This window comes from Bombilactobacillus mellifer, from assembly GCF_000970795.1.
Classification (GTDB): domain Bacteria; phylum Bacillota; class Bacilli; order Lactobacillales; family Lactobacillaceae; genus Bombilactobacillus; species Bombilactobacillus mellifer.
This window is the reverse complement of the sequence record NZ_KQ034028.1, coordinates 921,860-946,903: the sequence shown is the minus strand read 5'-3', so window position 1 is coordinate 946,903 and position 25,044 is coordinate 921,860. Positions and strand designations below refer to the sequence as shown.

Genomic DNA, 25,044 nt, shown 5'->3' with positions numbered 1-25,044 from the left:
TGTTGGCAGTGCTAGTTAAATATAGTAGTAATTATCAGAAAATAGCAATGGGGTTTATGTCTTACATCCCGGAGCTCAAAGATTGGGATCATCTCCAAATGGAGTTGGGACTATATACTTCTGATCAAAGTCACCAATTGTTTTTATATAAAAATCAACAAGATAATTTTATTGGCGTCATTGCTTTGGAGCTTCAAGATCGAATTATTATGGTTCGTTATATTTCTTTAAGCCCCGCTTACCGTTCAACTCAAAATCTTTTTCAGATTTTGGATGCAGTTCAAGAATATTATCCGCAAGCCAAGATTATGGGGACGATTGCTTTAACGCCCTTAATTGAAAAGTGGAATCATTTACCGGCGGCTCATCAAAATGACTGATATACTGCAAATTAAACTTTCTGATTTTGAAGGTCCCTTAGATTTGTTGTTGCATTTAATCCGGCAATCGAAGATTAATATTTATGATATCCCGATCGCGCAAATTACCCAGCAATATTTAGATTATTTACACCAGATGCAGTCCTTACAATTGGATATTGCCGGAGATTATTTGATTATGGCCGCCACTTTAATGCGCATTAAAAGTGATTTATTGTTGCCGCGTCCACCAGTTGTGTCTGAGGAACCTGCAGCAGAAACAACTTTAAAGGATCCACGTAGTGAACTGGTAGCACAATTACTGACTTATGAAACGTTTAAAACAATCGCCCAGATGTTGGGTGCCCAAGCGAAAACGCGACAAGAATTCATAGGAAAAGAGCCGTCAGTAATGCCACAATCAGAAGTAGTTTATTTGAAACCGGGCTTGAAAGTAATTAATGATGTGGCTTTAGCGATGGTCCGCGTTTTACAAAATTCTACCAAAAATGCACGTTCAATCCCGGAAATTCCTTCTGAAACTATTTCTCTACAAGAAGCCGAGCAGGATATTTTGGATAGTTTACAAAAACAATCCACAACCACTTTTTTACAATTATTGACGGATCTCGCTTCTGTACCTGAGGTGGTCACTAAATTTTTGGCCCTTTTAGAATTAGGGAAAGATCAAAGCTTGTATTTTCGACAAAATAATTATCAGGCGGACATTGAGGTGACATTGTGTCTTTAAATCAAGATCTTGTAGCACTATTATATACTGCTGGTGATCAAGGCATTACTTTGGTGGATTTAGCAGCTACTTTGCAAACCGATCAAGCGGCGATTCGCCAACATTTAGAGGATTTAATGCAGCAAATGACTCAAGATAATCAAGAAGCACTTGTGATTCAACAATATGGTGATATATATAAATTACTGACGAAACCGCAATATTACACATTAATCAAAAATTATTGGCAACTCCAGCAGACGACTACTTTAAGTCAAGCAGCCTTGGAAATTTTGGCAATCATTGCCTATCGCCAACCAATTACGCGGGTAGAAATTGATGAGATTCGTGGTGTTAAAAACAGTAGTTCTACTTTACAAACTTTGGTTATTCGACAATTAGTGCAAAATGTTGGTCATAAAAATGCTCCCGGACGCCCCCGATTATATGGGACTACTCCGGAATTTTTGGATTATTTTGGTTTGAAAAATTTAGCTCAACTGCCTGACTTATCTGAATTTCAAAATGAAAAATTCCCTGACCAGGAAAATTTTCATTTGTTTAACCAGTCAACTTCGCAAACGGAGGATTAACTCGAATGTCTCAAGAAAGATTACAAAAATTAATTGCTAATGCAGGGGTGACTTCTCGGCGCAAAGCTGAAGATCTTATCACTCAAGGCCGTGTACGCGTAAATGGCCGTCTTATTACGGAATTAGGCCAAAAGTTTACAAATCAGGATCATATTGAAGTCGATGGAGTACCGATAGATCGTGATCCTAAAGTGTATATTTTGTTTTACAAACCACGAGGTGTCATTAGTGCGGTCAGCGATGACAAAAACCGCAAAGTTGTCACTGATTTTTTTACTGATATTATTGATGCCCGGATTTATCCTGTCGGGCGTTTGGACTATGACACATCGGGACTTTTATTGTTAACTAATGATGGTGATTTAACGAATCATTTAACCCATCCCAGAAATCAGATTGAAAAAGTATATGTTGCTAAATTATCAGGTATTGTTCAGTCAAAGGATTTGGAAGCTTTACGGCATGGGATTAAATTACAAAACCGCATTACCGCTCCGGCCAAGACCCAAATTTTATCAGTGGATCGACGACGCCAAATTTCCATTGTGCGGTTAACAATTCATGAAGGAATGAACCATCAAGTTAAAGAGATGTTTAACAAAGTAGGCTACCCTGTGGTAAAATTAAAGCGTGAGCGAGTCGGCTTTTTAACGTTGCAAGGATTGAATTCAGGGGATTGGCGATTCTTACAACATGAGGAAGTCAGCGCACTCAAAAAATTATAAATAAAATCGTTTTCAAGGCAGGGTGTAAATCCCGACCGGCGGTGAAAGCCCGCAACCCAGTGTATTTTATACAATGGTGGATTTTGTGAAATTCAAAAGCCGATGGTATAGTCCAGATGAGAGAAAACGCATCTAGATTGCATTTTTATTTGCCTTGCCCACGATTGGTTGGAGGCTTTTTTTATGGAAATACACAAGATTGCACATAATAAATTAGTAGGTGGCGCAGTGTTAGCGGCGTTATCAGCTTTAATTATGTATGTTTCCATTCCGATTATTCCGGGTTTTACTTTTCTAAAGCTCGATATCAGTGATGTGATTATTGTTATTGCTTTTTTTGCTTACGGTTACTCGACAGGATTACTAACGGCTTTTTGTAAAATATTACTACACTGGGTGTTAACGGGGATGAACGTGACCAGTTTAATTGGTGATTTTTCGGCGTTCCTATCGACCATAGCTTTTGTTTTGCCATTAGTTTATTTTTGGAAAAAAGATCGGTATCATTTAACTGCTTTACTTATGGCGACACTTTGTTTAACTGCGGTCATGTCCATAGCTAATTACTTTTTTGTAATGCCGCTATACATGAAAGTTTTAAACTTTAATATCAATATGCCTATTAGTCGCTATGTTGCTATTGGCGTTATTCCTTTTAATTTAATTAAAGGTATTGTCTTATCTTTAATATCCATTTTAATTGTTAAGCATTTGCGGGGTTGAGGGAATTAGATTTTTACCACTTTTGATGCAATTTTCAGAATAAGCTGTTAAACTATTGATGAGATGAAATTAAGGGTGGAATAATTATGAGTGAGAAAGATCCGAAACTTTGGGAATCCACTTTTGGTGATGATGACTCTGATAAGAGCGATGAATCTAACACAAATAATGACTTCGATCGTAATGAACAGTTTGACAACGAAGCAGACTTTGATCAGGATTCAGATTATGATGAATCCTTATCGCGTCTCCAACGTCAAAAGCAAAAACCTCACAGTAATAAATTTCTTTTTGGGATAATTTTAGTTGTTTTGTTGGCAATCATGTTTGGACCAGTAATTTGGTCGGCTATTTCAACAAATCATGATAAATCCTCAATGGATAATACGGCAAAAGTGTCAGTCAATTCTAAGCCTAAAAAGGCCCCGAAAGTTCCCAAAAAATCTAAAACTAAGACCAAACACGTTACTTCGACAGCCAAAGAGAATGCCCATACAGCCAAAGCTAATGAGGCCGCCGCGAATAATAATGAGACTAATGCCCCTGCAAATTCTCAAACCACACAACAGCCAAACGAAGCAACCACTACGCGTTCGGATAACAATAATACTGCTGCAGCTAATAGTAACGCTGATAATAATTCCAGCCAAACCAATAGCGCTAATGCGCCTGCTAATAACCAAGATGCAGATAATTATTATATTGTGCAGCCTAAAGATAATCCCTACCGAATTGCGGTCAATCATGGTTTAACGTTGCAACAATTATATGATTTGAATAATTTGTCAGCCCAAAGCGTGTTAAGACCGGGAATGAGTTTACGGGTTAAATAAAAGTACTAAAAAACAGGCTTCAGCCTGTTTTTTAGTGCAATTTTTTGATTTTAAAGGAGTAGACAGTATAAATGCAAATTGCCATTGACGGTCCAGCCTCCGCTGGTAAAAGTACGATCGCAAAAATTATTGCGCAAAAATTAAATTATGTTTATACAGATACGGGGGCAATGTATCGAGCTGTGACCTTGTTGGCTCAACAGCATCAATTGGCTTATGATGACGAAGCACAAATTGTTCAGTTAATGAGCCAAACGCCAATTTCCTTTCGTGTATTGGCTGGACAACAACATATTTTTTTAGGAACGCAAGATGTGACCACGGCCATTCGGTTACCGGCAATTTCCCGTAATGTTTCACAAGTAGCTGCCTTAAAAAAAGTTCGTGAAATTTTGGTACAGCAGCAACAAAAAATCGCTCAGGATGCTAATGTGGTTATGGATGGTCGAGATATCGGGACAGTGGTATTACCACAAGCAGATGTCAAAATTTTTTTGATTGCGAGTGTAGCGGAACGGGCCCAACGGCGTTATCGCGAAAATCTGACTCGAGGAATTACAACTTCTCTATCTGCTCTGCAAGCGGAAATAAAAACGCGGGATTACAAGGATTCACATCGAACAATCTCGCCCTTACGAAAAGCTTCTGACGCTATTGAAGTGGACACTACAGGGTTAAATATTGCTCAAGTAGTGACTAAAGTGATGGAAATTATCCAGCAAAAATTGAATAGTTAGTCAAAACCACTGGTAATTTTTGCATTTTTCCATTAAGATAGATTGCGAACGATGGCGAGGAGGACGTTAATATGGCTGAAGAATTGAACAGCGCGAATCCAATGGAACAGGCATTGGATAATTTTAATCAAGTACAGATCGGTGACGTGGTAGAAGCCGAGGTTCTTTCGGTAGACGATAATCAATTAGTTGTGGGAATTGATAATTCGGGGGTTGAAGGAGTCGTACCACTAAAGGAACTCACTAGCAATTATAAAGCTGATATTCATGATTTGGCACAAGTGGGCGATAAATTAGAATTGCTTGTTTTACGGCATTCATCCAGTGATAAAGAAGATGGCAACTTTGTTTTATCTAAGCGACGGATCGAAAATCGTAAAGCCTATCAAAAAATGGCTGATCGTCAAGCCGCTGATGAGCATGTAACAGGTAAAGTAACTGGGACTGTGAAAAGTGGTCTACTGGTGGATGTTGAAGGTTTACGAGGATTCATTCCTGCTTCAATGATTTCTGACCATTACGTTCGAGACCTGAAACCATTTGTTGGTCAAGAGTTAGAATTAAAAATTATTGAAGTGGATCCATCAAAGAATCGATTTGTCTTATCCCATAAGGAAATTGCTTTAGCAGAGAAGGCGCAAAAACAAGCAGAAGTTTTTGCTAAATTACTCCCTGGTGACGTTGTCGAGGCAAAAGTTTCCCGTTTAACTAATTTTGGGGCTTTTATTGATTTAGGCGGTGTGGACGGTTTAGTACACATTTCTCAAATTTCGTATCAGCATGTGGACAAACCTTCAGATGTTTTAAAGGTTGGTCAAGAAGTTAAAGTAAAAGTTTTGGATTTAGATCCTGAACGGGGACGGATTTCACTGTCTATTAAAGCTACCCAGCCAGGCCCTTGGGAAGATGCTGCCCAACGAATTAGCGCTGGCGACGAAGTTGACGGTGTGGTAAAACGTTTAACTGATTTCGGGGCTTTTGTCGAAGTATTACCAGCAGTTGAGGGCTTGTTGCATGTTTCCCAGATCTCTTGGGAACGAGTTAATAATCCCGCCGATGTGTTACAAGTGGGCCAACAGTTGCATTTGAAAGTATTAAATATTGATCCGGAACAAAAACGGTTAGGTCTTTCGTTAAAAGCTCTTACGGAAGATCCGCATAAAAATCATCATTCACACCAGAATGATTCGACGAAGAATGATCACTATACCTTACCAAAAGAAGAACGTGGTTTTTCATTAGGAGACATGGTCGACCCGGATCAACTTCAGTAATTTTTAAAGATATTTTGAGTTTTGTGGACATTAGCGATGAATTTTGATAGAGTTTAAAATTGGCTGGGACAAAGTAATTTGTTCTGGTCCTTTTTTCAGTTAACATATAAGAAGGTGAGACAATGGTGTTGCCAACCGTGGCGTTAGTAGGCCGACCGAATGTCGGCAAATCAACATTATTTAATCGGATTGCTGAAGAACGCATTTCGATTGTGGAAGATACTCCAGGCGTTACTCGTGATCGGATTTACACGCATGCTCAGTGGCTGGGTAAAGAATTTAGTTTAATTGACACGGGTGGTATTACCGTCAGTGATCTAAGTTTAAATCAAGAAATTAAAACTCAAGCAGAAATTGCAATCAATGAAGCCGACATTGTTGTCTTAGTAGTAGACGCGCGTGTAGGCGTGACTAATGAAGACGAAGCTGTGGCTCGAATCTTATATCAAGCTCAAAAACCAGTTGTGTTAGCAGCTAATAAAGCCGATAATCTTGCCCAACGACAAGATATCTATGATTTTTACGCGCTGGGTTTAGGCGAACCTTATCCTGTTTCTGGAGTTCACGGGACGGGAATGGGCGATTTATTAGACCAAATTATTAAAAATTTTCCAGATGAAAATTTAGTAGTGGATGATGATTCCATTAAATTTAGTTTTATTGGTCGGCCAAACGTAGGAAAATCCTCGTTAGTTAACGCTATTTTAGGGGAAAACCGGGTCATTGTCTCGAATCAGGAAGGAACCACGCGCGATTCCATTGATACGAAATTTATTGATCGTGATTCCGGGCAACTTTATACCATGATTGATACTGCTGGGATTCGCAAACGCGGTAAGGTTTATGAGAATACTGAAAAATATGCCGTTATGCGCGCCCTGCGGGCGATTGATCGTAGCGATGTGGTCGTAGTCGTTCTGGATGGTGCCCAAGGAATTCGCGAACAAGATAAGCGTGTAGCCGGTTATGCACATGAGGCAGGGCGCGGTGTAATTATCGCAGTTAATAAATGGGATGCAGTATCTAACAAAGATCAAAAAACGATGCAAGAGTTTACAGAATATATTCGGCAGGAATTTCGTTATCTGAGTTACGCACCGATCATTTTCATCTCGGCATTAAAGCATCAGCGTTTAGATCAAATTGTTGAATTAGTTACGGCGATTAATGAGAATCAACAACGTCGCATCCAGTCTAGTTTATTAAACGAGTTGCTTTTGAAAGCCACCGCAATTGCTCCGGCACCTATTGTTAAAAATCGCCGTTTAAAAGTTTATTATTTGACACAAGTTCAAGTGCAGCCACCAACTTTTGTTGTCTTTGTCAATGATCCGGAGTTGTTTCATTTTTCGTATGAACGATTTATCACTAATCAGTTACGCGAGGTTTTTGATTTTACAGGGACCCCCATTAAATTGATTCCTCGATTGCGCAAATGAAGTAGTGATTTTCGTAAAAACCTTATAAAAAGTAGGGTTATTCCTTGATACAAGGGTCATCTTATGATAATTTGTAAAAGATGATGAATTTCCAGTCATCGTGTTTACTTATTTCGAGTATTCAATACTCTGCGGAGGTGAAGTAACATGGCAAATAAAGCAGAATTAATTCAAAGCGTATCTGAAAAAACGGGCTTAACCAAAAAGGATTCTACAGCAGCTGTTGATGCTGTCTTCAGTTCAATCCAAGAAAGCTTAGTAAAGGGTGAAAAAGTTCAATTAATTGGCTTTGGGAACTTTGAAGTCCGTCATCGGGCTGCCCGTAAAGGCCGCAATCCCCAAACTAACGCGGAAATTACGATTCCGGCTAGTGATGTCCCAGCTTTCAAACCTGGTAAGACATTGAAAGATGCGGTTAAATAATATTTGACTATGGTTAATAGGGATAGAAGCAACTACGGTTGTTTCTATTTTTTTATACGGATCAACTACCTCCAAAAGTGTATTTTATGTTATGGTAACAAGCAGTGAGAGGAAGTATTGAATGTCATTTGTACAAAAAGTTTTAGCAGCTGTTGATCAGGGAGATTTGACATCTGCCCAAGCATTACTCCAAAAAGCTTTCCAACAAGATACCGATGATGATTTGTATTCCCTGGCGGAAGCTTTAAATCAACGCGGAATTAGCGATCAAGCGGCCTTGATTTATCAGCATTTATTAGATAAATATCCGCAAGAAGATATTTTAAAAGTCAACTTAGCAGAAATTTTGGTTTCTAATAATCAAATGGATGCGGCGACAGATTTGTTAGCCCAAATTTCGGAGGATTCACCGGCTTATTTGAATGCCCTTTTGACTAGTGCGGATTTATATCAATCAATGGGCTTATATGAGGTTAGTGAACAGAAGTTGCTGACGGCTTTAAAAATTGCACCACAAGAATCAGTGGTCCAATTTGCAATGGCAGAACTATACTTTACGGAAAACAAATTTCAATTAGCAATTACTTTCTATGAAAAATTATTAGCAGCTCAGATTACGGAAATGGCCGGAATTTCAATTCATGAACGTTTAGCTGCATCTTATGCGGGAACAGGTAATTACGAGCAAGCGGTTCAACAATATCGACAAGTTCAAGCGGCTTTGTTGAATACTGATAATTTATATAATTATGCCCGCTTAGAATACGAGCTGCACAATTATTCAGCTGCAAAAAGATTAGTGCAGCAATTACTACAACAAGCACCAGACTATTCGGCGGCTTATGTGTTAGCGGTGCGTTTAGCTAATCAGCAACACGATTTTGCGACTGCTGTTAAAATGGCCCAACTGGGTTTAAATTATGATCCCTTTAATCAACTGTTATATCAAATGGGCGCCAAAGCAGCAGTACAGCTAGGCTCCTTGGCGACAGCACAACAACTTTTAACGACAGGCATTTCACAAGTCAGCGAGCCGGGAGCTTTGATTATGCAATTGAGTGATTTGTTTTTACGACAAAATGATTATACGGCGAATTTAAAGTTATTAGATCAATATCAAACTACCCTAGCCCAAGAACCGCGTTATCACTGGAATAAAGCACGATCTTTATTCCAGCAGGAACATGTTGATGACGCTTTGCAGGAAATGTTGTTGGTTTATCAAACTTATCAAGCTGATCCCAATTATTTACGAGATCTCATTCAGATTTTGCAAGTAGTCCAAAAACCACAGTTATTAAAAAATGCTTTGCAGAAATATTTGCATTATGTTCCTGATGATTCTGCAATGGTGGAGTTATTAGATGAATTACAGTTTAGCGATGAAAATTAATCATTGGCCCCAACCGCTTAAACAAGCATTGCCAGTGCTGCAACAGATTGAAGCAGCCGGCTTTGAAGCTTATTTTGTGGGCGGTTGTGTGCGCGATACGTTATTAGAACAACCGATTCATGATGTGGATCTAGCAACCAGTGCTTATCCCGAGGAAATTAAACAAATCTTTCAGCATACAATTGATACTGGGATTGAGCACGGGACAGTCACCGTGGTTTGGCAACAGCAAAATTATGAAATTACCACGTTTCGAACAGAATCGGGTTATCAAGATTTTCGACGGCCAGATCAAGTAACTTTTGTCCGCTCTTTACAAGACGATTTAAAGCGCCGGGATTTTACGATCAATGCTTTAGCTGTCCGCTCGACCGGTGAAATTATTGATTTATTTTCTGGCATTCAAGATTTGCAGCATCATGAGATACAAGCTGTCGGCCAAGCTAATGAACGTTTTCATGAAGATGCATTACGCATGATGCGGGCGGTGCGTTTTCAATCCCAATTGGACTTTACCATTGCACCGGCAACATTAGCGGGCATTCAAACCAATGCGGCGCTATTAAAAAAAATCGCCGTGGAACGTATTCATACGGAATTTATTAAATTAATGCAAGGACGTGCACGCCGACGAGCCCTACAATCGATGTGGCAAAGTCAGCTCTATCGTTTCTGCCCACAGTTGCAGCTTTATGATTTTCGTAAATTAATAGAACAAACCACGGACCAACCTTTAGTACAAGAAGCAAGCATTTGGAGTTTATTAGGGTACCTCTGGCAACTGGATCGCTTAGAAATGAAACAATTATTAAAAGCCTGGAAGACTTCCAATGAAGTTCTCAAGGTGGCGCAAACAGCTACTCAGTTACTATTGCATGATCCGTTAAATGATTGGAATTTATATCAGGCTCGCGCTAGCGCGGTAGCTGTCGCCACAGAAGTATTGCAAGTGGTGGGCCAAAACAAGGTAGCTACCGCTTTACAACAGCGCTGGACGCACTTACCATTACACCAGCCGGCAGATTTACAAATTAACGGGCAAATCATTATGCAAGCATGCCAACAGCCTGCAGGTCCCCAAATTGGGTCCTTATTAACCCTGGTCCAACAAAAAATTATTCAACGCCAATTAGCTAATGATCAGCAAGCTATTGTGCATTTTTTAAAAATCTATCTTTCAAGAAATTGAGTGAAGTATTGTGAAAATTTTAAGTGTAACTAATTTAAGTCAAGAGGTTGGGTCGCGCCAATTATTTCAACAAGTCAGTTTTAAAATTAAACCTAAGGATCGGATTGGTTTAATTGGTCTGAATGGGGTAGGTAAAACCACTTTGTTAAATGCCTTAGTGGATGAACATTGGTATAAACAACAAGTGGTGCAACGACCGCAACATTATCAAATTAATTATTTACATCAAAAACCGACTTTAAAGTCAGCAGATTTGGTGCTTGCGGCGATTTTAGATGGTGATGAACCTTTATACGTGACGGTGCGAGAATATGAGCAAGCTGTCAACGCTTACGAGCAACAGCCTACTGATATGCAGGTCCAAAAACACTTTTTTGATCTGCAAGAAGCCATGGATCGAATCGATGGCTGGGAATTTCAATCCCAAGTAGAAACCATCCTCACTAAATTACAAATTACAGATTTTACAAAAACTATTCAAGAATTATCAGGTGGACAGCAACGGCGAGTAGCCTTAGCTCAAGTCTTAGTTTCACCGGCAGATTTGCTAATTCTTGATGAACCCACTAACCATCTTGATGAAGCGGCGATTACGTGGTTAATTAACTATTTGGCTAATTATCCTGGAGCTATCTTATTTGTCACGCATGACCGCTATTTCTTAAACCAAGTGGCTAATCGGATTTTTGAAATTGATCATCAACAGTTAACAGAATACAAGGGTAATTATGAAGCTTATGTCCAACAAAAAGCGCATCATGAAGAAATCCTCGCGGCGACCGCCCAGCATCAACATAATTTATACCGTCATGAATTAAAATGGATGCAAGCGGGTGTACAAGCCCGTGGGACGAAACAGGCGGCCCGGATTGCGCGCTTTCAACAGTTAAGTCAAACAATTACAGCGCAACCCACTACGGTAACCCCCCAATTACAAATTGATATCAAACAACAGCGGCTGGGTAAAGAAGTCTTTCAGCTAGATCAAGCTCAATTACAATTAGGATCGCAAACATTGGTAGCTAATTTATCAATGCGAATTAATGCAGGGGAACATTTAGGAATTATTGGTCCCAATGGTATCGGGAAAACCACCTTTTTAAATATTTTAGCGCAAACTCAAAAATTGACGCGTGGTCAAATTATGGTGGGACAGACAGTGCATGTTGGTTATTATCAGCAACAAATTCCCCAAATGGATCCGCAACAACGGGTGATTAATTATTTAAGCTCCATTGGTCAAAATGTCGAAAATGAGGCGGGCGAGCATTTATCGGCCTCCCAATTATTGGAACGCTTTTTATTTCCACCCCAAGCGCAAAGTGCTTTTATTCGCGAATTATCCGGCGGTGAAAAACGACGCCTCTACTTATTAGCAGTATTAATTAAGCAACCCAATGTGTTGTTATTGGACGAACCGACCAATAATTTAGATATTCAGACGATGACTGTTTTGGAAGATTATTTACAAAATTTTACCGGCACAGTTGTAGCAGTATCGCACGATCGCTATTTTTTAGATAAAATTACGGATGATCTGCTCGTCTTTCAAGGTCATGGACAGATGCAACGCTTTTGGGGAACGTATACAGATTATTTACAACAACAATCCCAACTAAAATCTACTCCTACGAAAGTTAAATCAGTTCCAACACGTAGTGATCAATCACACGCTTCTTCTTCCAAATTAACTTATGCCGAACATTTAGAATTACAAAAAATTGAACCACAATTAAATCAATTAGAGCAGCAAAAAACACAGCTGCAACAACAAATGGCCACGGAAGGTAATGATTACCAACTACTCTTAAAAGATCAACAGCAATTAGACCAAATTAAGCAGCAATTAGACCAATTGGAAGATCGTTGGTTAGAATTATCGGAAAAGGAAGACTAAGGAAAAATAATGTCAACCAAAAATGAGCAACAATATTTACAATTGTTACACCATGTTTTAAAGCATGGTCATTTTAAAATGGATCGGACTCAAACCGGAACTTATAGTTGTTTTGGGGCTCAATTACGATTTGATTTACGGGATTCTTTTCCATTGCTGACTACTAAAAAAGTAGCGTTTCGTTTGATTAAAACAGAATTAATTTGGTTCTTACGTGGTGACGGCAATATTCGTTTTTTGTTACAAAATAATAACCACATATGGGACGAATGGGCCTTTGCCCGCTTTGTCCAAAGTCCAGCATACCAAGGTCCTGATATGTCTAATTTTGGCCAGCGCCGCTTGGTGGATGCCCAATTTAATCAGCAATATTTACAGCAAAAACATTTATTTTGTCAGCGCATTTTAGCTGATGCCCAATTTGCGCGGCAATATGGGGATTTGGGACGCGTGTATGGTCGGCAATGGCGCCAATGGCGCACCAGTGATGGGCAAACGATTGATCAAATAGCCCAATTGGTTGAACAAATTAAAACTAACCCCCATTCACGTCGACTTATTTTGACTGCCTGGAATCCAGAAGATATCCCGCAAATGGCATTGCCGCCGTGCCATACTTTATGTCAGTTTTATGTAAATGACGGGCGTTTATCTTGTCAATTGTACCAACGCAGTGGCGACTTGTTTTTGGGCGTACCTTTTAATATTGCCAGTTATGCTTTATTGACACATCTAATGGCTTGGGTGACGCATTTACAGGTGGGGGAATTCATTCATACCTTTGGCGACGTGCACATTTATCAAAATCATTTGGAACAAGTTAAAATCCAGTTGCAGCGCACACCGACAGCTGGACCACAATTAATTTTAAGTCCCGAAATATTGGATTTGGATCATATTGATCCTGAACAAATTAAAATTCAAGCGTATCATCCGCAACCAGCCATCAAAGCTCCAGTAGCTGTTTAGGAGAGAAAATTTATGTTAGCATTTATTTGGGCACAAGATCAGACGGGACTCATTGGACAGGCAGGCCATTTACCTTGGCATTTACCTGCTGATTTACATTATTTTCAACAAACAACTTTGCATAAAACAATTGTTATGGGGCGCAAAACTTTTATGAGTTTTCCGCATGGTGCTTTGCCACAACGGCGCAATATTGTATTGACACACCAAGCAATATCTTGGCCCCAAGTCGAGATTATTCATCAGCCTGCAGCTTTATGTTCCTTGGTTTCTTTCAAGGAGCCGATTTTTATTATTGGCGGCCGGCAGGTTTTTGCCGAATTTATTGACCAAGTGCAATATCTTTACGTGACACAAATTCATCATACTTTCGCGGGAGCCACGTATATGATTCCTATTGATTATCGTCAATTTGCTTTAGTAAGCCATCATCAAGGTGTGGTAGATACTGCTAATCCCTGGCCCCATGACTTTTTAATTTATCAACGGCGCTCTTAAGTAAAGTTAGGTATCAGAGCTATTTGAAAAATTTGAAAGCCGCAAGGGGTTTTTGTAAAATAGATGATAATGTTAAGTAAGGGCTCCTCTTACCGCTGTGAGAGAATTAATTATTGAAATTGTCAGTAGGATCGCTTAACTTAGAAGCAAAAGCCTCAATGTATGGACACTGACAAGCTTGGGAAACTTAGTTGAAGTAGGATCCCAGATATTTTGGTTTTGAAAAGCGGGCTATTTAACTGTAATCAGATTCATAGTCAAGTTTTCAATGAAAGATTAAACCGACAAAGGCAGGACTTATTATGAAAAAAGTTAAAATTTTAACTGATTCCTCAATTCAAATTACTCCGGAAGAAGTTGAGCGTTATCAAATTACGATTGTACCTTTGAATGTGGAGGTAGGTGGCAAACAATATATTGATGGCGAGACAATTTCCAGAGAAGAATTTGTGGAACAAATGCTACATAGTGATCAAGTACCCAAAACTAGCCAACCACCGTTAGGACGTTTTGTCGAAGCTTACGACCGTTTGGGTCAAGATGGCAGTCCTATTTTAGCGATCATTATGACTAAAAGTTTGAGTGGAACCATCGATGCCGCCCAGCAAGCAGCCAAGATGAGTCAAGCTGATGTTACGGTTTTTGATAGTGAATACACTGATAGTGCTTTGGGTTTTCAAGTAATTAAGGCAGCAGAAATGGCCGCCGACGGGGCAACAATCGAGCAAATCATTCCTGAACTAGAAAAAATTCGAGATCACACCACATTATATGTGGCTATTCCAACCTTAGAAAATATTGTTAAGGGTGGTCGCTTGGGCAAGATGGCCGCGACTTTAACAACGTTATTGAATATTAACGTCGTCGTGCAATTAAAAAATTATAAACTGAGTGTCATTAAAAAGGGACGGGGTTATAAAACCATTCAGCATTTTGTTGACGAAGTTATGGCCGAAGTGTTACACGACAGTCAGCGCTTAAAGGGAATCGGTTTCTCGTATGTCAATGATGCCACTATGCCCAAAAAATTAGCCCAGCTGGTGCATGAAAAAGTACCTAAATTGCAAATTCTTACCCGTGTAACTAGCCCCGTCATTTCTACGCACACCGGTAAGGGAGCATTTGCGATCATTTATTATTATTAAACTTGTATAATTAAAAGGGATTTTCGATAAGAGGCCAAAGGCATGTTAAGCAAATTTTCTGTGACAAGAAAATTATTTCCAATTGTTTTTATTTTATCAGCTCTATTTCTTTTAATAATCCATAAACAGCCCGTAGCGGCAAGTTCGAAGTCGCCGATGACATTGACGGCTCTTGGGGATTCGTTAACTTATGGTGTGGGTGATAGTACTAAACGTGGTGGCTACACTTATTTAATCAAAAAGCCCTTACAGCGCACCAGTAAGCGCCCGGTCAAGGTTTATAATTACGGTGTTAGTGGAGATACAAGCGGACAAATTTTACACCGTTTGAAAACCAAGCCTGCGATTAAACGCAATGTGCGCCAGAGTCAAATTATTGTTTTGACTTTGGGGGGTAACGATGTAATGCATGCTCTGAAAAAATATGGTGTTAAATTAACACCTGCCAAGTTACAAATTTTCCAAAAAAAGTATGACCAAAATTTAATTGAAATATTGCATATTCTGCGACAGGCCAATCCGCGTGCACCTGTTTATATTTATGGTATTTATAATCCCTATTCGATCTATGTTAAACAGGCCCAAGGAATGAAAAAGGCTTTGAAACAATGGAATCAAAATACGGAACAAATTGCTACGGATAATTTTCGCGTCCATTTTGTTGATATCAGTGCTTTAGCTTCTCCAAAAAAGCTTAAATATTCAAAGAGCAAACAAGAAACCACCAACCCGCTATTGTATACGAAAGATTATTTTCATCCTAACGATCAAGGCTATCGTTTGATGACTCAAAAGTTATGGCATCGCCTGCAAGCAACTCAAAAAGAATGGAGAAAATAGCAATGACGCGAACAAGAGTAAAACAGCATAATATTTGGAAATGGGCGTTTTTACTACTAGTCTTGCTGATTGTTTTGTTGAGCAGCTGGTTGGCTTTTCAAGTATTTACTCCCCGTGCCGGGATTCATCAAGCGGAGGCGACAAATCCGCAAACCAGTCTAGTGAAAGAAAAACCCATTTATGAAGTGCAATTGACACCTAAACAAGTCCAGCGCATTGCTAACCATTATATTGAACAATATTTAAATAGCGATGATCTGAAATATAGTTTGCAAATTGGACATCGAGTTAATTTATTAGGGAGTGTGCGTTTTTTAGGCTCCAATATTAACTTTGAGCTCCAGACCACACCTTATAAAACCACCACAGGTGGAGTACAATTGAAAGTAGAACATTTAAAAGTTGGAAAATTAGGAATTCCTGTCGAGTTTGTTATGACTTATATTAAAAATAATTATCGAGTGCCATCGTGGGTACAAGTTAATAGTAAACGGCAATTGATTAATATCAATTTAGAACAATATCATACCGGCGGCAAGAATGATTTTTTCTTTAAAATAAAACGGATAAATTTACCTCAGAAGCAAATTTTAGTGGAAGGCTTTACAACGAAATTTTAGGAGCTTATATGCGAAAAAGTTTTTATCAGTATTTAATGACTCAGCGAAATCCTAATAGTGGCGATCCCATTGCTCATTTCGCAGAAGCAGCTTTCTTTGATCAACAATTTCCTAAACAGGAAAAAAATTACGAAAAGTTATCTGAGTATTTAGAATTAAATGCTTCATATTTACCCAGCATGGATATTTTTGATCAGGCTTTTCATCATTATCGTGAATCAGAAGCACATTTTAGTTAAGGGTTGTAAAAAGGATGAAGCACTTTTCATGGAAAACTTTAATAATCGGGCTCGTGGCGGGTCTTTTGTTAGGATCTGCGGGGACTTTTACCTTAGTGGCGATTAAATTAGGTTTCACTCAGGGAACCAGTTCGGCACTGAGCCCAGTTCAACAAGCCTATAATAATATCCAGCAAAATTACTACAAACCGGTTTCGGAAAAAAAATTAGTCAATGGTGCAATTAGAGGAATGATTGCGACCTTAAATGATCCTTATTCGGAGTTATTCACGGATCATGATCAAACGGCTTTTAATGATAATATCTCAGGTAAAATTTCTGGGATTGGAGCGACCATTGAAAAATCACCGACGGGTATTCGAATTGTTTCAGCGTTGCCACAGTCGCCAGCAGCTAAAGCTGGTATTAAGCCCCGCGATGAAATTATCCAAATTAATCGACATTCAACTGTGAAAATGAGTGTGGAACAAGCTTCTGCTTTAACACGGGGCAAGGCAGGAACCCAGGTGAAGTTAGTACTAAGGCGCGGTTCTACTACTTTTAAAAAGACTATTACGCGCGCGCCGATTCAAGTGGCCAGTGTCTTTACTAAGGTTAACCCCCAGAATCGAACGCTGGGACAAATAACGATTACTCAGTTTTCAGAAAATACGGCTAAAGAATTAAAGAAAGCTATTTTAAAACTGGAAAAGAAAAAAGTTAAAAAATTAATTATTGATGTACGTAATAATCCCGGAGGGATGATGGATCAAGCTTTAGCAGCAGCCAATATTTTTGTACCCAATGGTAAACCGTTAATGACTATGGTTTCACGTACAGAAGGACGTCAGACTTATAAGGCTAATTCCAAGTATTTGCATGGCTTTAAATCCAAATTACCAGTGGTGGTTTTAGTCGATGAGGGGAGTGCGAGTGCGGCAGAAATTTTCGCCGCAGCCTTACAGCAATCAGCTCAGGTACCACTTGTGGGTGAAAAAACTTACGGTAAAGGCGTAGTTCAAACGATGAATTCACTTACCAAGGATTCCGAAATGAAGATCACTACAGCTAAATGGTTAACGCCAAAACGGCAGTCAATTAATAAAAAGGGCTTAACTCCTACTTATCTCGTTAAGTATCCGGCTTATTTAAATTTTAAGGCTTTTACTAATCAGCGGACTTATCAACTGAATGATCAGGCAACGGATATTAAAACGGCTCAACAAATATTGTCCGCGTTAAAAGTCTCCGATTTAACGGTTACAAGTCGATTGGATCCTAATACGCAACAAGCTTTAAAGGATTTTCAAAGTCAGCAGCATTTAACAATTACAGGTACGTTAGATCAAGCAACTCGAATCGCTTTGTCACAAGCATTATTAAAGCAAGCACAAGCTAATGATCCAATGCAGGCCAAAGCACTGCAAATCTTATCCCAATAAATTTTCACTATAAATAAGGATTAGTAATAAAAACGCCTCTCAACCCAAAAGATTGACAGGCGTTTTTATTGCACAGTAATCCAATCGCGGACACAATTTTAATTGTAATGCCTTAGCAAGCATAGTAGTTGCTTGAATGAACATAAATAATAACTCAGTATTGAAACTAACTACTCTGTTTTAGGTGTTAGCAAGATCGTATAAACTTTGTTGGAGCAGTTTTTGAAAACTTTGATCCGCTGAAAAAGATTTATCAGCAAACCATCCTGTACCGACGTTAACGATATCTCCAATTGTCAAATCTCGGATCCAACGGCTTGCCAATAGTTGCTGATTGGGTGTAGTGAATTCAGTGGCTAATAGTTGATTAAATAATAGCCGTAATTGATCATAGGCCGCGGTTACCTCTGGAAATTGTTGGGTGCGCGGCATTTTTAAAATTAAACGTGTCAGCTCAAAGTGTTCCAAAGCTAAAGTGCGGACTTCTGTTGCAAAAGCGACAATGCCGTTAATCCCGGTTTGACCGAAAAGTTTTTGTTGTAAATGCAGGCATAGGTTCTTAATTAACCAAGCAATGATGCCATAGCTTAATGCTATTTGATTAGGAAAATAACTATACAAAGCTTGTGAACGTGTGCCTAATGCCTGGGCTATATTAGAAAAACTTATCTCTTGACCAGCTTCTAATAATTGAATACTAGTTTTAATAATACCGTCTTTTGATAAAATTTGACGTGGCATGTTAAACTCCTTGAGTAACTTGACTTTTACATCTTGTAATTTATAATTACAAATTGTAACTATAACATAACCAACGGCTATATCTAAAAGCATTGAAGGTGAAGCAATGACTATTTTTTGGTTAACAGTAATTGGATTATTAATAGGAACATTGGTAATCCTTTTTGGTGGCGGTGGAGCAGCTATTTATCTTGCAATTTTGACCAGTGTGTTTGGCTTAAATGCAGCCGTGGCTTCTTCAACTTCGCTAGTAACTGCTTTACCATCATTAATTGTGGGCGCTTTTAACTACTATCGTCAAGGTCAAATTAATACTAAAATTGGTAACCAGATGTTATTGACAGCAATTCCGGTGGTCGTGATTGGTTCTTTAGTTTCCAAATATATTCCAGCGAAAATATATCAACTGTTGATTGGCATTATTTTGGTGCTATTAGGAATCCATATGTTATTACAAAAACAAGTTAAATCAGCTTCCACTGTTAAAAAAATGCGCTCGGCTCATTTGGAGGCTGCATTATATGGCCTGTTAGCTGGTTTAATGGTCGGCGTGGCCGGCATGAGTGGAGGAGCGGTAATTATTGCCGGATTATTTTTATTAGGCTTACAGGACTTCCAAGCTACCGCCACTTCCATTTATGTTTTAGTTTTTATGACGATAACCGGTGCTTTATTCCATATTGCTAGTGGACGAGTAGACTGGGTGGCTGCTTTACCTTTAATGGCAGGAGCTATTGCCGGAGCTTTTATTGCTCCCAAACTAGCGCAGATTTTGGCTAAAACCAAAATTACTCAGTATATGAAACCGACAATAGCAATTTTACTCATTGTGTTGGGTGCTAAGTCGCTGCTTTAATGAACTTTGCGGAATGACAAAGAATTATTAGTTAAAGGAAATATACGTTGATAAACGGCCTAACGATCTAATTTGTAGATAATAACTCTTTGAATGTTATAAAGATTATTTATGTCAGAAAAAGGGAAAACACTATATTAACAGTGAAAAGTTTTGACTGTTATTTAGTGTTTTGTTTTTTTTTAGAGTTTGATGCTCTGAAATAGGCAAAAAATTTTTTTAAAATCGCTGAGAAGCGGTGAATAAACTTTTGTCAAAAAATTAATTTTGAAGAGCCAAGATATTTTCCTTGTTATTTTCCTTTATGAAAATGACAGCTCATCATATATAATTTAATTTAGCATGCCCGATGATGGAATCAGCATGAAGCTGTACCCAATTAATGAAAAGATTAAAGGGCGCAGTTGCCAATTTTTCAGAAAATTACTGAACTAAGTAAAAAACTTTATACTTGGATTAAATGGTTTTTATTGCATGAATTATATAATATGTAAGAGTTATTTTAATTGAATCTCGACCTCGCTAATTGGTGAAAGTGAATTCTTGGAAAAACAGATTAGACCAGCAACATTTTTGCAATCCAATAGTTGAGTATAAGCAAATAACTTGAAGAGCTTTAAAAAATGTTTTTAAAGCGGCTTCAAACTGGACTTTGAGAAAGGACATAATATGACAGTCATTCAATGGTATCCCGGCCACATGAACAAGGCTAAAAATCAAATTCAAGCGCGTTTAAAATTAGTAGATATTGTTTTGGAGATTCGTGATGCCCGTTTACCGCAATCATCACGCAATCCTTTATTAGATCAAATTATTGGCAATAAGCCTAAAATAATTATTTTGAACAAGAGTGACTTAGCAGATCCGAAAATCACCCAACAATGGCAAGCTTATTATCATCGCCGCCAACAACCAATAGTCGTGATAGATGCACAGCATCAAGCCCATTTGCCGATGATTCTGACTGCTATTCAAGAGCGATTAGCAACTAAAATTACTAAGTACCAAGCTAGTGGAGTTAAAAATTATACGATCCGCGCAATGTGCTTGGGGATTCCTAATGTTGGTAAGTCCACTATTTTAAATAAATTAGCAGGTAAAAAGATTGCAGTAACCGGTAATCGTCCCGGAGTTACTAAAAATCAAAATTGGATTCATACATCCCATTATTTAGACGTTTTAGATACTCCCGGCGTTTTATGGCCGAAAATTGATGATCAAGAAGTAGCCATAAAACTGGCCTTATCTGGAGCAATTAAAGATAGTCTGTTAAGCAGTCTGGACTTGGCTAATTTTGCCTGGGGCTTTTGGGTTCAATATTACCCACAGATTTTAGAGGCACGATATCATTTATCGGCAACGGAGTTAAATCCCAATTTAAATTTGATGTTTGAAAAAATAACTGCGACTAATGAGGCTGCTGGAGATATCGATCAACAAGCTCGTCAAATTGTTCAGGCCGTTCGCCAAGGTTCTTGGGGACGCTTTACTTTAGATCGGGTAACTGCCAATGATTGAATGGAAACATCAAAGTATCCCACAAATTAAAGCCGCTATTCAACAGCAGCAATTACAAGCCGCTGACTGGCATATATTACAAACTGATTCTCGCAAGGGAGTCCGTTATTTGGTCCAACAACATCAAAAACGATTACGTCGCCAGCAGCAATTGCAACAAGACTTTCAACGACGTTGCCAATTTGAAGAATCTTTTTGGCAGCAGCAAAAATTAGTAGCCGGCATTGATGAAGTGGGGCGGGGACCCCTAGCCGGTCCAGTGGTAACGGCGGCAGTCATTTTAAAACCGCAACAGGTTATTTTGGGCATTAACGATTCGAAAGTACTTAGTGCAACCCAGCGGCGTCGTTTGTACCAAAACATTGTGCATCAGGCAATAGCCGTTAGTGTAGCTGTGGGATCAGTTCAATTAATCGATCAGGAAAACATTTATCATGCTACTGAATTAACAATGGCTCAAGCTGTCAAGCATTTATGGATGTCGCCACAACATTTGCTGGTGGATGCTATGATTATTCCTCTTGACATTCCGCAAACTAAGTTAATTAAAGGTGACGCCCGCAGTGTTTCGATTGGAGCCGCCAGTATTGTTGCAAAAGTGTATCGTGATGCGCTCATGAGCACCTATGCTCAAATTTATCCTCAATATCGATTTGATCAAAATTTTGGTTATGGCACCGCCCAGCATCTGACGGCCTTAAAAGAATTTGGCCCTTGTCCGTTACATCGAAAAAGTTTTGCGCCTATTAAAGATTATTATCAATAGCCTGCGTAATTATAAAAAAAGCAGGTGATTTTTAATGCAAATACGGCAATTAATTTTTCAACTATCTCAAACACGTGTTGTGAGCAATCGATTAATTTTGCAAACTTGTCGGCACTTTTTCAAAGAACCGCGCAACCACACGCAAATTTTTGAATGGGTGGCCGAACATTTACATGAAAATCGGCGAACGATATTTTGGCAACGTTTGAACCAACCTATGGAAACTTCCATGAAATATGTGACGTTAACTGAGCCGCTCTATCCTGAAAAGTTACGTCAAATTTATAATCCGCCGGCGATTTTATATTATCAAGGACAAATCGAATTATTAAAAACTCCCATGGTCGCCATCGTAGGAGCCCGACGTTGCTCGCACTATAGTGATCAAATTGTTCAAAGTTTAGTACCAACCTTAGTCAAACAGACTATTACGACGGTTAGCGGATTGGCTCAAGGCGCTGATGCCTGCTGTCACCGGGAGACTTTATTCAATCAAGGAATGACGGTGGCAGTGCTGGGAAATTCTTTGGATTATGCTTATCCAACCGACAATCGAATATTACAGCAAACCATCCAAAGGCTGGGATTGGTCATCAGTGAATATCCGGTAAATACTCCTCCCCGACGTTTTCAATTTCCACAACGAAATCGGATCATTGCAGGATTATGTGACACGTTAGTTATCACCCAAGCCCGGCAAAAAAGTGGATCTTTAATTACTGCAGAATTAGCCTTACAAGAAAATCGTAATGTTTGGGCGGCTCCCGGACCGATTAATGATCCATTATCGGTTGGTTGTAATCAATTAATTGCTGCAGGAGCGCAACCTTACTTAAATGCCCATGATTTAGTTTTAGAATTAAAAAATAATAAAAAGATTTGACAAACGGGAAATTACTAGCATATCATGTGAAGCGACTTGATAAAGGAAAGGAGCTTTTGTTTGACAGGCTCAAAAACAAAGAAGCGCAAACCCGCCAAAAAAAATTTGGTGATTGTGGAATCACCGGCAAAAGCGAAAACGATTGAAAAATATTTAGGTCGCAGCTACAAAGTGCTTGCTAGCAAAGGCCATATTCGTGATTTACCCAAAAGTCGCATGGGTGTAGATATTGAAAATAATTATGAGCCCACTTATATTTCGATTCGAGGCAAAGGGGACACCATTAAAACCCTGAAAAAAGAAGCCAAGAAAGCCAAGCAGATTTATTTAGCTGCCGATCCGGATCGTGAAGGTGAGGCTATTGCTTGGCATGTCGCACATTTATTAGATTTGAGTTTGACCGATAAAAATCGTGTGGTTTTTAATGAAATTACGAAAGATGCGGTTAAAAATTCTTTCAAAAGTCCCCGCACAGTGAACATGAACCTCGTGAATGCGCAGCAGGCCCGGCGGATTTTAGATCGATTAGTCGGATATTCTTTAAGTCCAATTTTATGGCAAAAAGTTAAAAAAGGATTAAGTGCAGGTCGTGTGCAATCGATTGCCTTAAAACTGGTAATTGCGCGCGAAAAAGCGATTAAGAACTTTAAACCGGAAGAATACTGGACGATTGCTGCCCATTTTCAAGAATCTGCGAACAAGAAACAAAAATTTGCAGCCAATTTTTACGGTTCTAAAGGTAAAAAACAAAAATTAAATTCCCAATCAGCTGTGCAAGCTATTTTACAGAAAATACAACGTCAAGAGCCGTTCACTATTACGAAAGTAACACGTAAAGAACGCAAACGCTATCCCGCAGCACCTTTTACTACGAGTTCCTTACAACAGGAAGCCAATCGTAAGTTGAATTTTAAAACTCGCAAAACGATGATGTTAGCACAGCAATTGTATGAAGGTATTAATTTAGGAGCTAAACAAGGCAGTGTAGGGTTAATTACTTACATGCGCACAGACTCTACACGGATTTCTCAAGTTGCGCAACATGAAGCCACGGACTTTTTACAAACTGAATTTGGTTCGCAATATACCGTGAGAAAAGTTCATGCTACTAAAAATCCGGAAGGCGCTCAAGATGCTCATGAAGCCATTCGACCAACTTCTGTACAAAGAACACCGGAATCATTAAAGTCTGTGTTATCGCGGGATCAATATCGTTTGTATAATTTGATTTGGGCCCGCTTTTTAGCGAGCGAAATGGCCCCGGCAATCCTGGATACAATGAGTGTGCAATTGGAACAACAAGAGGTACAATTTCGAGCCAGCGGTTCCAAAATTAAATTTGATGGTTTCTTAAAATTATATCAAGATGATCAGAAAACTCCGGATAATATCTTACCGGATTTAAAAGAAGGGCAAGCGGTCCATTTGTTAGATACTGATCCGGAACAACATTTTACCCAACCACCTGCTCGCTACACGGAAGCTACGTTAGTCAAAGCTTTGGAAGAAAATGGTGTTGGCCGGCCCTCCACCTATTCCCCAACTATTGAGACCATTCAACGCCGCTATTATGTCAAATTAAATGGCCGGAGTTTTGAACCGACAGAGCTCGGGGAAATTGTAGATAATCTAATTGAAAAATATTTTCCCGATATTGTGAATATAGATTTTACAGCGCAATTAGAAACAGAATTAGATGAAATAGAAGCGGGTAAAGAACAATGGACGACAGTGGTTGATAAATATTATCAACCATTTTCTAAAGAATTGGTAGCGGCGGATCAAAAAATTGAAAAGTTACAAATTAAAGACGAGCCGGCCGGTATGGATTGTGAAGTCTGTGGCGCACCGATGGTTATCAAATTGGGACGCTACGGCAAGTTTTATGCTTGTAGCCGTTTTCCTGATTGTCGCCATACGCAAGCGATCACTAAAGAAATTGGCGTGATTTGTCCTCGGTGTCAAAAAGGGCAGGTAGTTGAACGTAAGTCTAAGAAAAATCGATTATTTTATGGCTGTTCGCGGTATCCGGAATGTGAATTTGTGGACTGGAATAAGCCGGTAGGTAGAAATTGTCCCAAAGATCAACACTATTTAGTAGAGAAAAAAGTTAAAGGTGGCCGTCAAGTAGTATGTCCTAACGGAGACTATGAGGAAGCGGTACAAAAATAATTTTTGCAAAGTAGCAGCCTATTGCTGTATGTTATTGTAAAGAAGTGATTGCGAGGTGCTC

General features: G+C 39.0%; 26 protein-coding genes and 1 riboswitch. Of the genes, 25 read left to right on the top strand and 1 reads right to left on the bottom strand.

The genetic code is table 11. The features are described from left to right. Positions 1–8: 8 nt before the first annotated feature. From JG30_RS04585 to JG30_RS04490, 20 genes are all read left to right on the top strand, one after another. Positions 9–380 carry a hypothetical protein gene (locus JG30_RS04585; RefSeq protein ID WP_046316545.1) on the top strand — a complete coding sequence of 124 codons (372 nt, stop codon included), beginning with the start codon at positions 9–11 and terminating at the stop codon, positions 378–380. Next, complete coding sequence (locus JG30_RS04580; protein WP_046316543.1) at positions 373–1,110, top strand: segregation and condensation protein A; 738 nt, start codon at positions 373–375, stop codon at positions 1,108–1,110. Before JG30_RS04585 ends, JG30_RS04580 begins: the two co-directional genes overlap by 8 nt. Further along, complete coding sequence (gene scpB, locus JG30_RS04575) at positions 1,101–1,682, top strand: SMC-Scp complex subunit ScpB (RefSeq protein ID WP_046316541.1); 582 nt, start codon at positions 1,101–1,103, stop codon at positions 1,680–1,682. The genes JG30_RS04580 and scpB overlap by 10 nt, the downstream gene beginning before the upstream one ends. A 5-nt stretch (positions 1,683–1,687) precedes the next feature. Next, a complete protein-coding gene (locus JG30_RS04570) occupies positions 1,688–2,407 on the top strand; it encodes a pseudouridine synthase (RefSeq protein ID WP_046316539.1) in 720 nt (239 codons plus the stop codon). Between the two features lie 4 nt (positions 2,408–2,411). Continuing rightward, positions 2,412–2,539: riboswitch (FMN riboswitch) on the top strand. Between the two features lie 51 nt (positions 2,540–2,590). Next, complete coding sequence (locus tag JG30_RS04565) at positions 2,591–3,130, top strand: ECF transporter S component (protein ID WP_046316537.1); 540 nt, start codon at positions 2,591–2,593, stop codon at positions 3,128–3,130. 86 nt (positions 3,131–3,216) lie between these two features. After that, positions 3,217–3,963 (top strand): LysM peptidoglycan-binding domain-containing protein, encoded by a 747-nt coding sequence (locus tag JG30_RS04560; protein WP_046316535.1) that lies wholly within the window; start codon positions 3,217–3,219, stop codon positions 3,961–3,963. Between the two features lie 71 nt (positions 3,964–4,034). After that, positions 4,035–4,700 (top strand): (d)CMP kinase, encoded by a 666-nt coding sequence (cmk, locus tag JG30_RS04555; RefSeq protein WP_046316534.1) that lies wholly within the window; start codon positions 4,035–4,037, stop codon positions 4,698–4,700. Positions 4,701–4,771: 71 nt separating this feature from the next. Next, positions 4,772–5,974, top strand: a complete 1,203-nt coding sequence (rpsA, locus tag JG30_RS04550) for a 30S ribosomal protein S1 (protein ID WP_046316532.1) — start codon at positions 4,772–4,774, stop codon at positions 5,972–5,974. Positions 5,975–6,096: 122 nt separating this feature from the next. Then, on the top strand, positions 6,097–7,413 hold the full coding sequence (gene der, locus JG30_RS04545; protein WP_046316531.1) for a ribosome biogenesis GTPase Der: 1,317 nt from the start codon (positions 6,097–6,099) through the stop codon (positions 7,411–7,413). 147 nt (positions 7,414–7,560) lie between these two features. Further along, entirely contained in the window at positions 7,561–7,836 is a 276-nt protein-coding gene (locus tag JG30_RS04540) for an HU family DNA-binding protein (RefSeq protein WP_046316530.1), read from the top strand. A gap of 121 nt (positions 7,837–7,957) precedes the next feature. Beyond that, on the top strand, positions 7,958–9,229 hold the full coding sequence (locus tag JG30_RS04535; RefSeq protein WP_046316529.1) for a tetratricopeptide repeat protein: 1,272 nt from the start codon (positions 7,958–7,960) through the stop codon (positions 9,227–9,229). After that, complete coding sequence (locus JG30_RS04530) at positions 9,201–10,418, top strand: CCA tRNA nucleotidyltransferase (RefSeq protein WP_245626294.1); 1,218 nt, start codon at positions 9,201–9,203, stop codon at positions 10,416–10,418. Before JG30_RS04535 ends, JG30_RS04530 begins: the two co-directional genes overlap by 29 nt. A 10-nt stretch (positions 10,419–10,428) precedes the next feature. After that, positions 10,429–12,315 (top strand): ABC-F family ATP-binding cassette domain-containing protein, encoded by a 1,887-nt coding sequence (locus JG30_RS04525; RefSeq protein ID WP_046316527.1) that lies wholly within the window; start codon positions 10,429–10,431, stop codon positions 12,313–12,315. A 9-nt stretch (positions 12,316–12,324) separates the two neighbouring features. Further along, the gene (locus JG30_RS04520; RefSeq protein WP_046316525.1) at positions 12,325–13,284 is read left to right on the top strand and encodes a thymidylate synthase; all 960 of its coding nucleotides are present in this window, start codon (positions 12,325–12,327) and stop codon (positions 13,282–13,284) included. A gap of 12 nt (positions 13,285–13,296) precedes the next feature. Next, positions 13,297–13,782 (top strand): dihydrofolate reductase, encoded by a 486-nt coding sequence (locus JG30_RS04515; protein WP_046316523.1) that lies wholly within the window; start codon positions 13,297–13,299, stop codon positions 13,780–13,782. A gap of 302 nt (positions 13,783–14,084) precedes the next feature. After that, positions 14,085–14,927: a DegV family protein gene (locus JG30_RS04510; RefSeq protein ID WP_046316521.1), complete on the top strand. Its 843-nt coding sequence runs from the start codon at positions 14,085–14,087 to the stop codon at positions 14,925–14,927. Positions 14,928–14,969: 42 nt separating this feature from the next. Further along, entirely contained in the window at positions 14,970–15,767 is a 798-nt protein-coding gene (locus JG30_RS04505; protein WP_046316519.1) for a DUF459 domain-containing protein, read from the top strand. A gap of 2 nt (positions 15,768–15,769) precedes the next feature. After that, positions 15,770–16,387 (top strand): YpmS family protein, encoded by a 618-nt coding sequence (locus JG30_RS04500; RefSeq protein WP_046316516.1) that lies wholly within the window; start codon positions 15,770–15,772, stop codon positions 16,385–16,387. A gap of 8 nt (positions 16,388–16,395) precedes the next feature. Next, a complete protein-coding gene (locus JG30_RS04495; protein ID WP_046316515.1) occupies positions 16,396–16,626 on the top strand; it encodes a YozE family protein in 231 nt (76 codons plus the stop codon). Between the two features lie 14 nt (positions 16,627–16,640). Then, positions 16,641–18,047: a S41 family peptidase gene (locus JG30_RS04490; RefSeq protein ID WP_046316513.1), complete on the top strand. Its 1,407-nt coding sequence runs from the start codon at positions 16,641–16,643 to the stop codon at positions 18,045–18,047. Positions 18,048–18,227: 180 nt separating this feature from the next. On the opposite strand, the gene JG30_RS04485 is transcribed toward JG30_RS04490, so the two are convergent. Continuing rightward, entirely contained in the window at positions 18,228–18,788 is a 561-nt protein-coding gene (locus JG30_RS04485; protein WP_046316512.1) for a TetR/AcrR family transcriptional regulator, read from the bottom strand. A gap of 106 nt (positions 18,789–18,894) precedes the next feature. Between JG30_RS04485 and JG30_RS04480 the strand changes: the two genes are divergently transcribed. The 5 genes from JG30_RS04480 to topA all read left to right on the top strand — a co-directional run bounded on the left by JG30_RS04480 (position 18,895) and on the right by topA (position 24,983). Next, positions 18,895–19,644 carry a sulfite exporter TauE/SafE family protein gene (locus JG30_RS04480; RefSeq protein ID WP_046316510.1) on the top strand — a complete coding sequence of 250 codons (750 nt, stop codon included), beginning with the start codon at positions 18,895–18,897 and terminating at the stop codon, positions 19,642–19,644. Between the two features lie 669 nt (positions 19,645–20,313). Further along, positions 20,314–21,162, top strand: a complete 849-nt coding sequence (gene ylqF, locus JG30_RS04475; protein WP_046316509.1) for a ribosome biogenesis GTPase YlqF — start codon at positions 20,314–20,316, stop codon at positions 21,160–21,162. Next, complete coding sequence (locus tag JG30_RS04470; protein ID WP_046316507.1) at positions 21,155–21,928, top strand: ribonuclease HII; 774 nt, start codon at positions 21,155–21,157, stop codon at positions 21,926–21,928. Before ylqF ends, JG30_RS04470 begins: the two co-directional genes overlap by 8 nt. A gap of 34 nt (positions 21,929–21,962) precedes the next feature. Beyond that, the gene (gene dprA, locus JG30_RS04465; protein WP_046316505.1) at positions 21,963–22,811 is read left to right on the top strand and encodes a DNA-processing protein DprA; all 849 of its coding nucleotides are present in this window, start codon (positions 21,963–21,965) and stop codon (positions 22,809–22,811) included. A 60-nt stretch (positions 22,812–22,871) separates the two neighbouring features. Continuing rightward, complete coding sequence (topA, locus tag JG30_RS04460; RefSeq protein WP_143443887.1) at positions 22,872–24,983, top strand: type I DNA topoisomerase; 2,112 nt, start codon at positions 22,872–22,874, stop codon at positions 24,981–24,983. Positions 24,984–25,044: the final 61 nt, after the last annotated feature.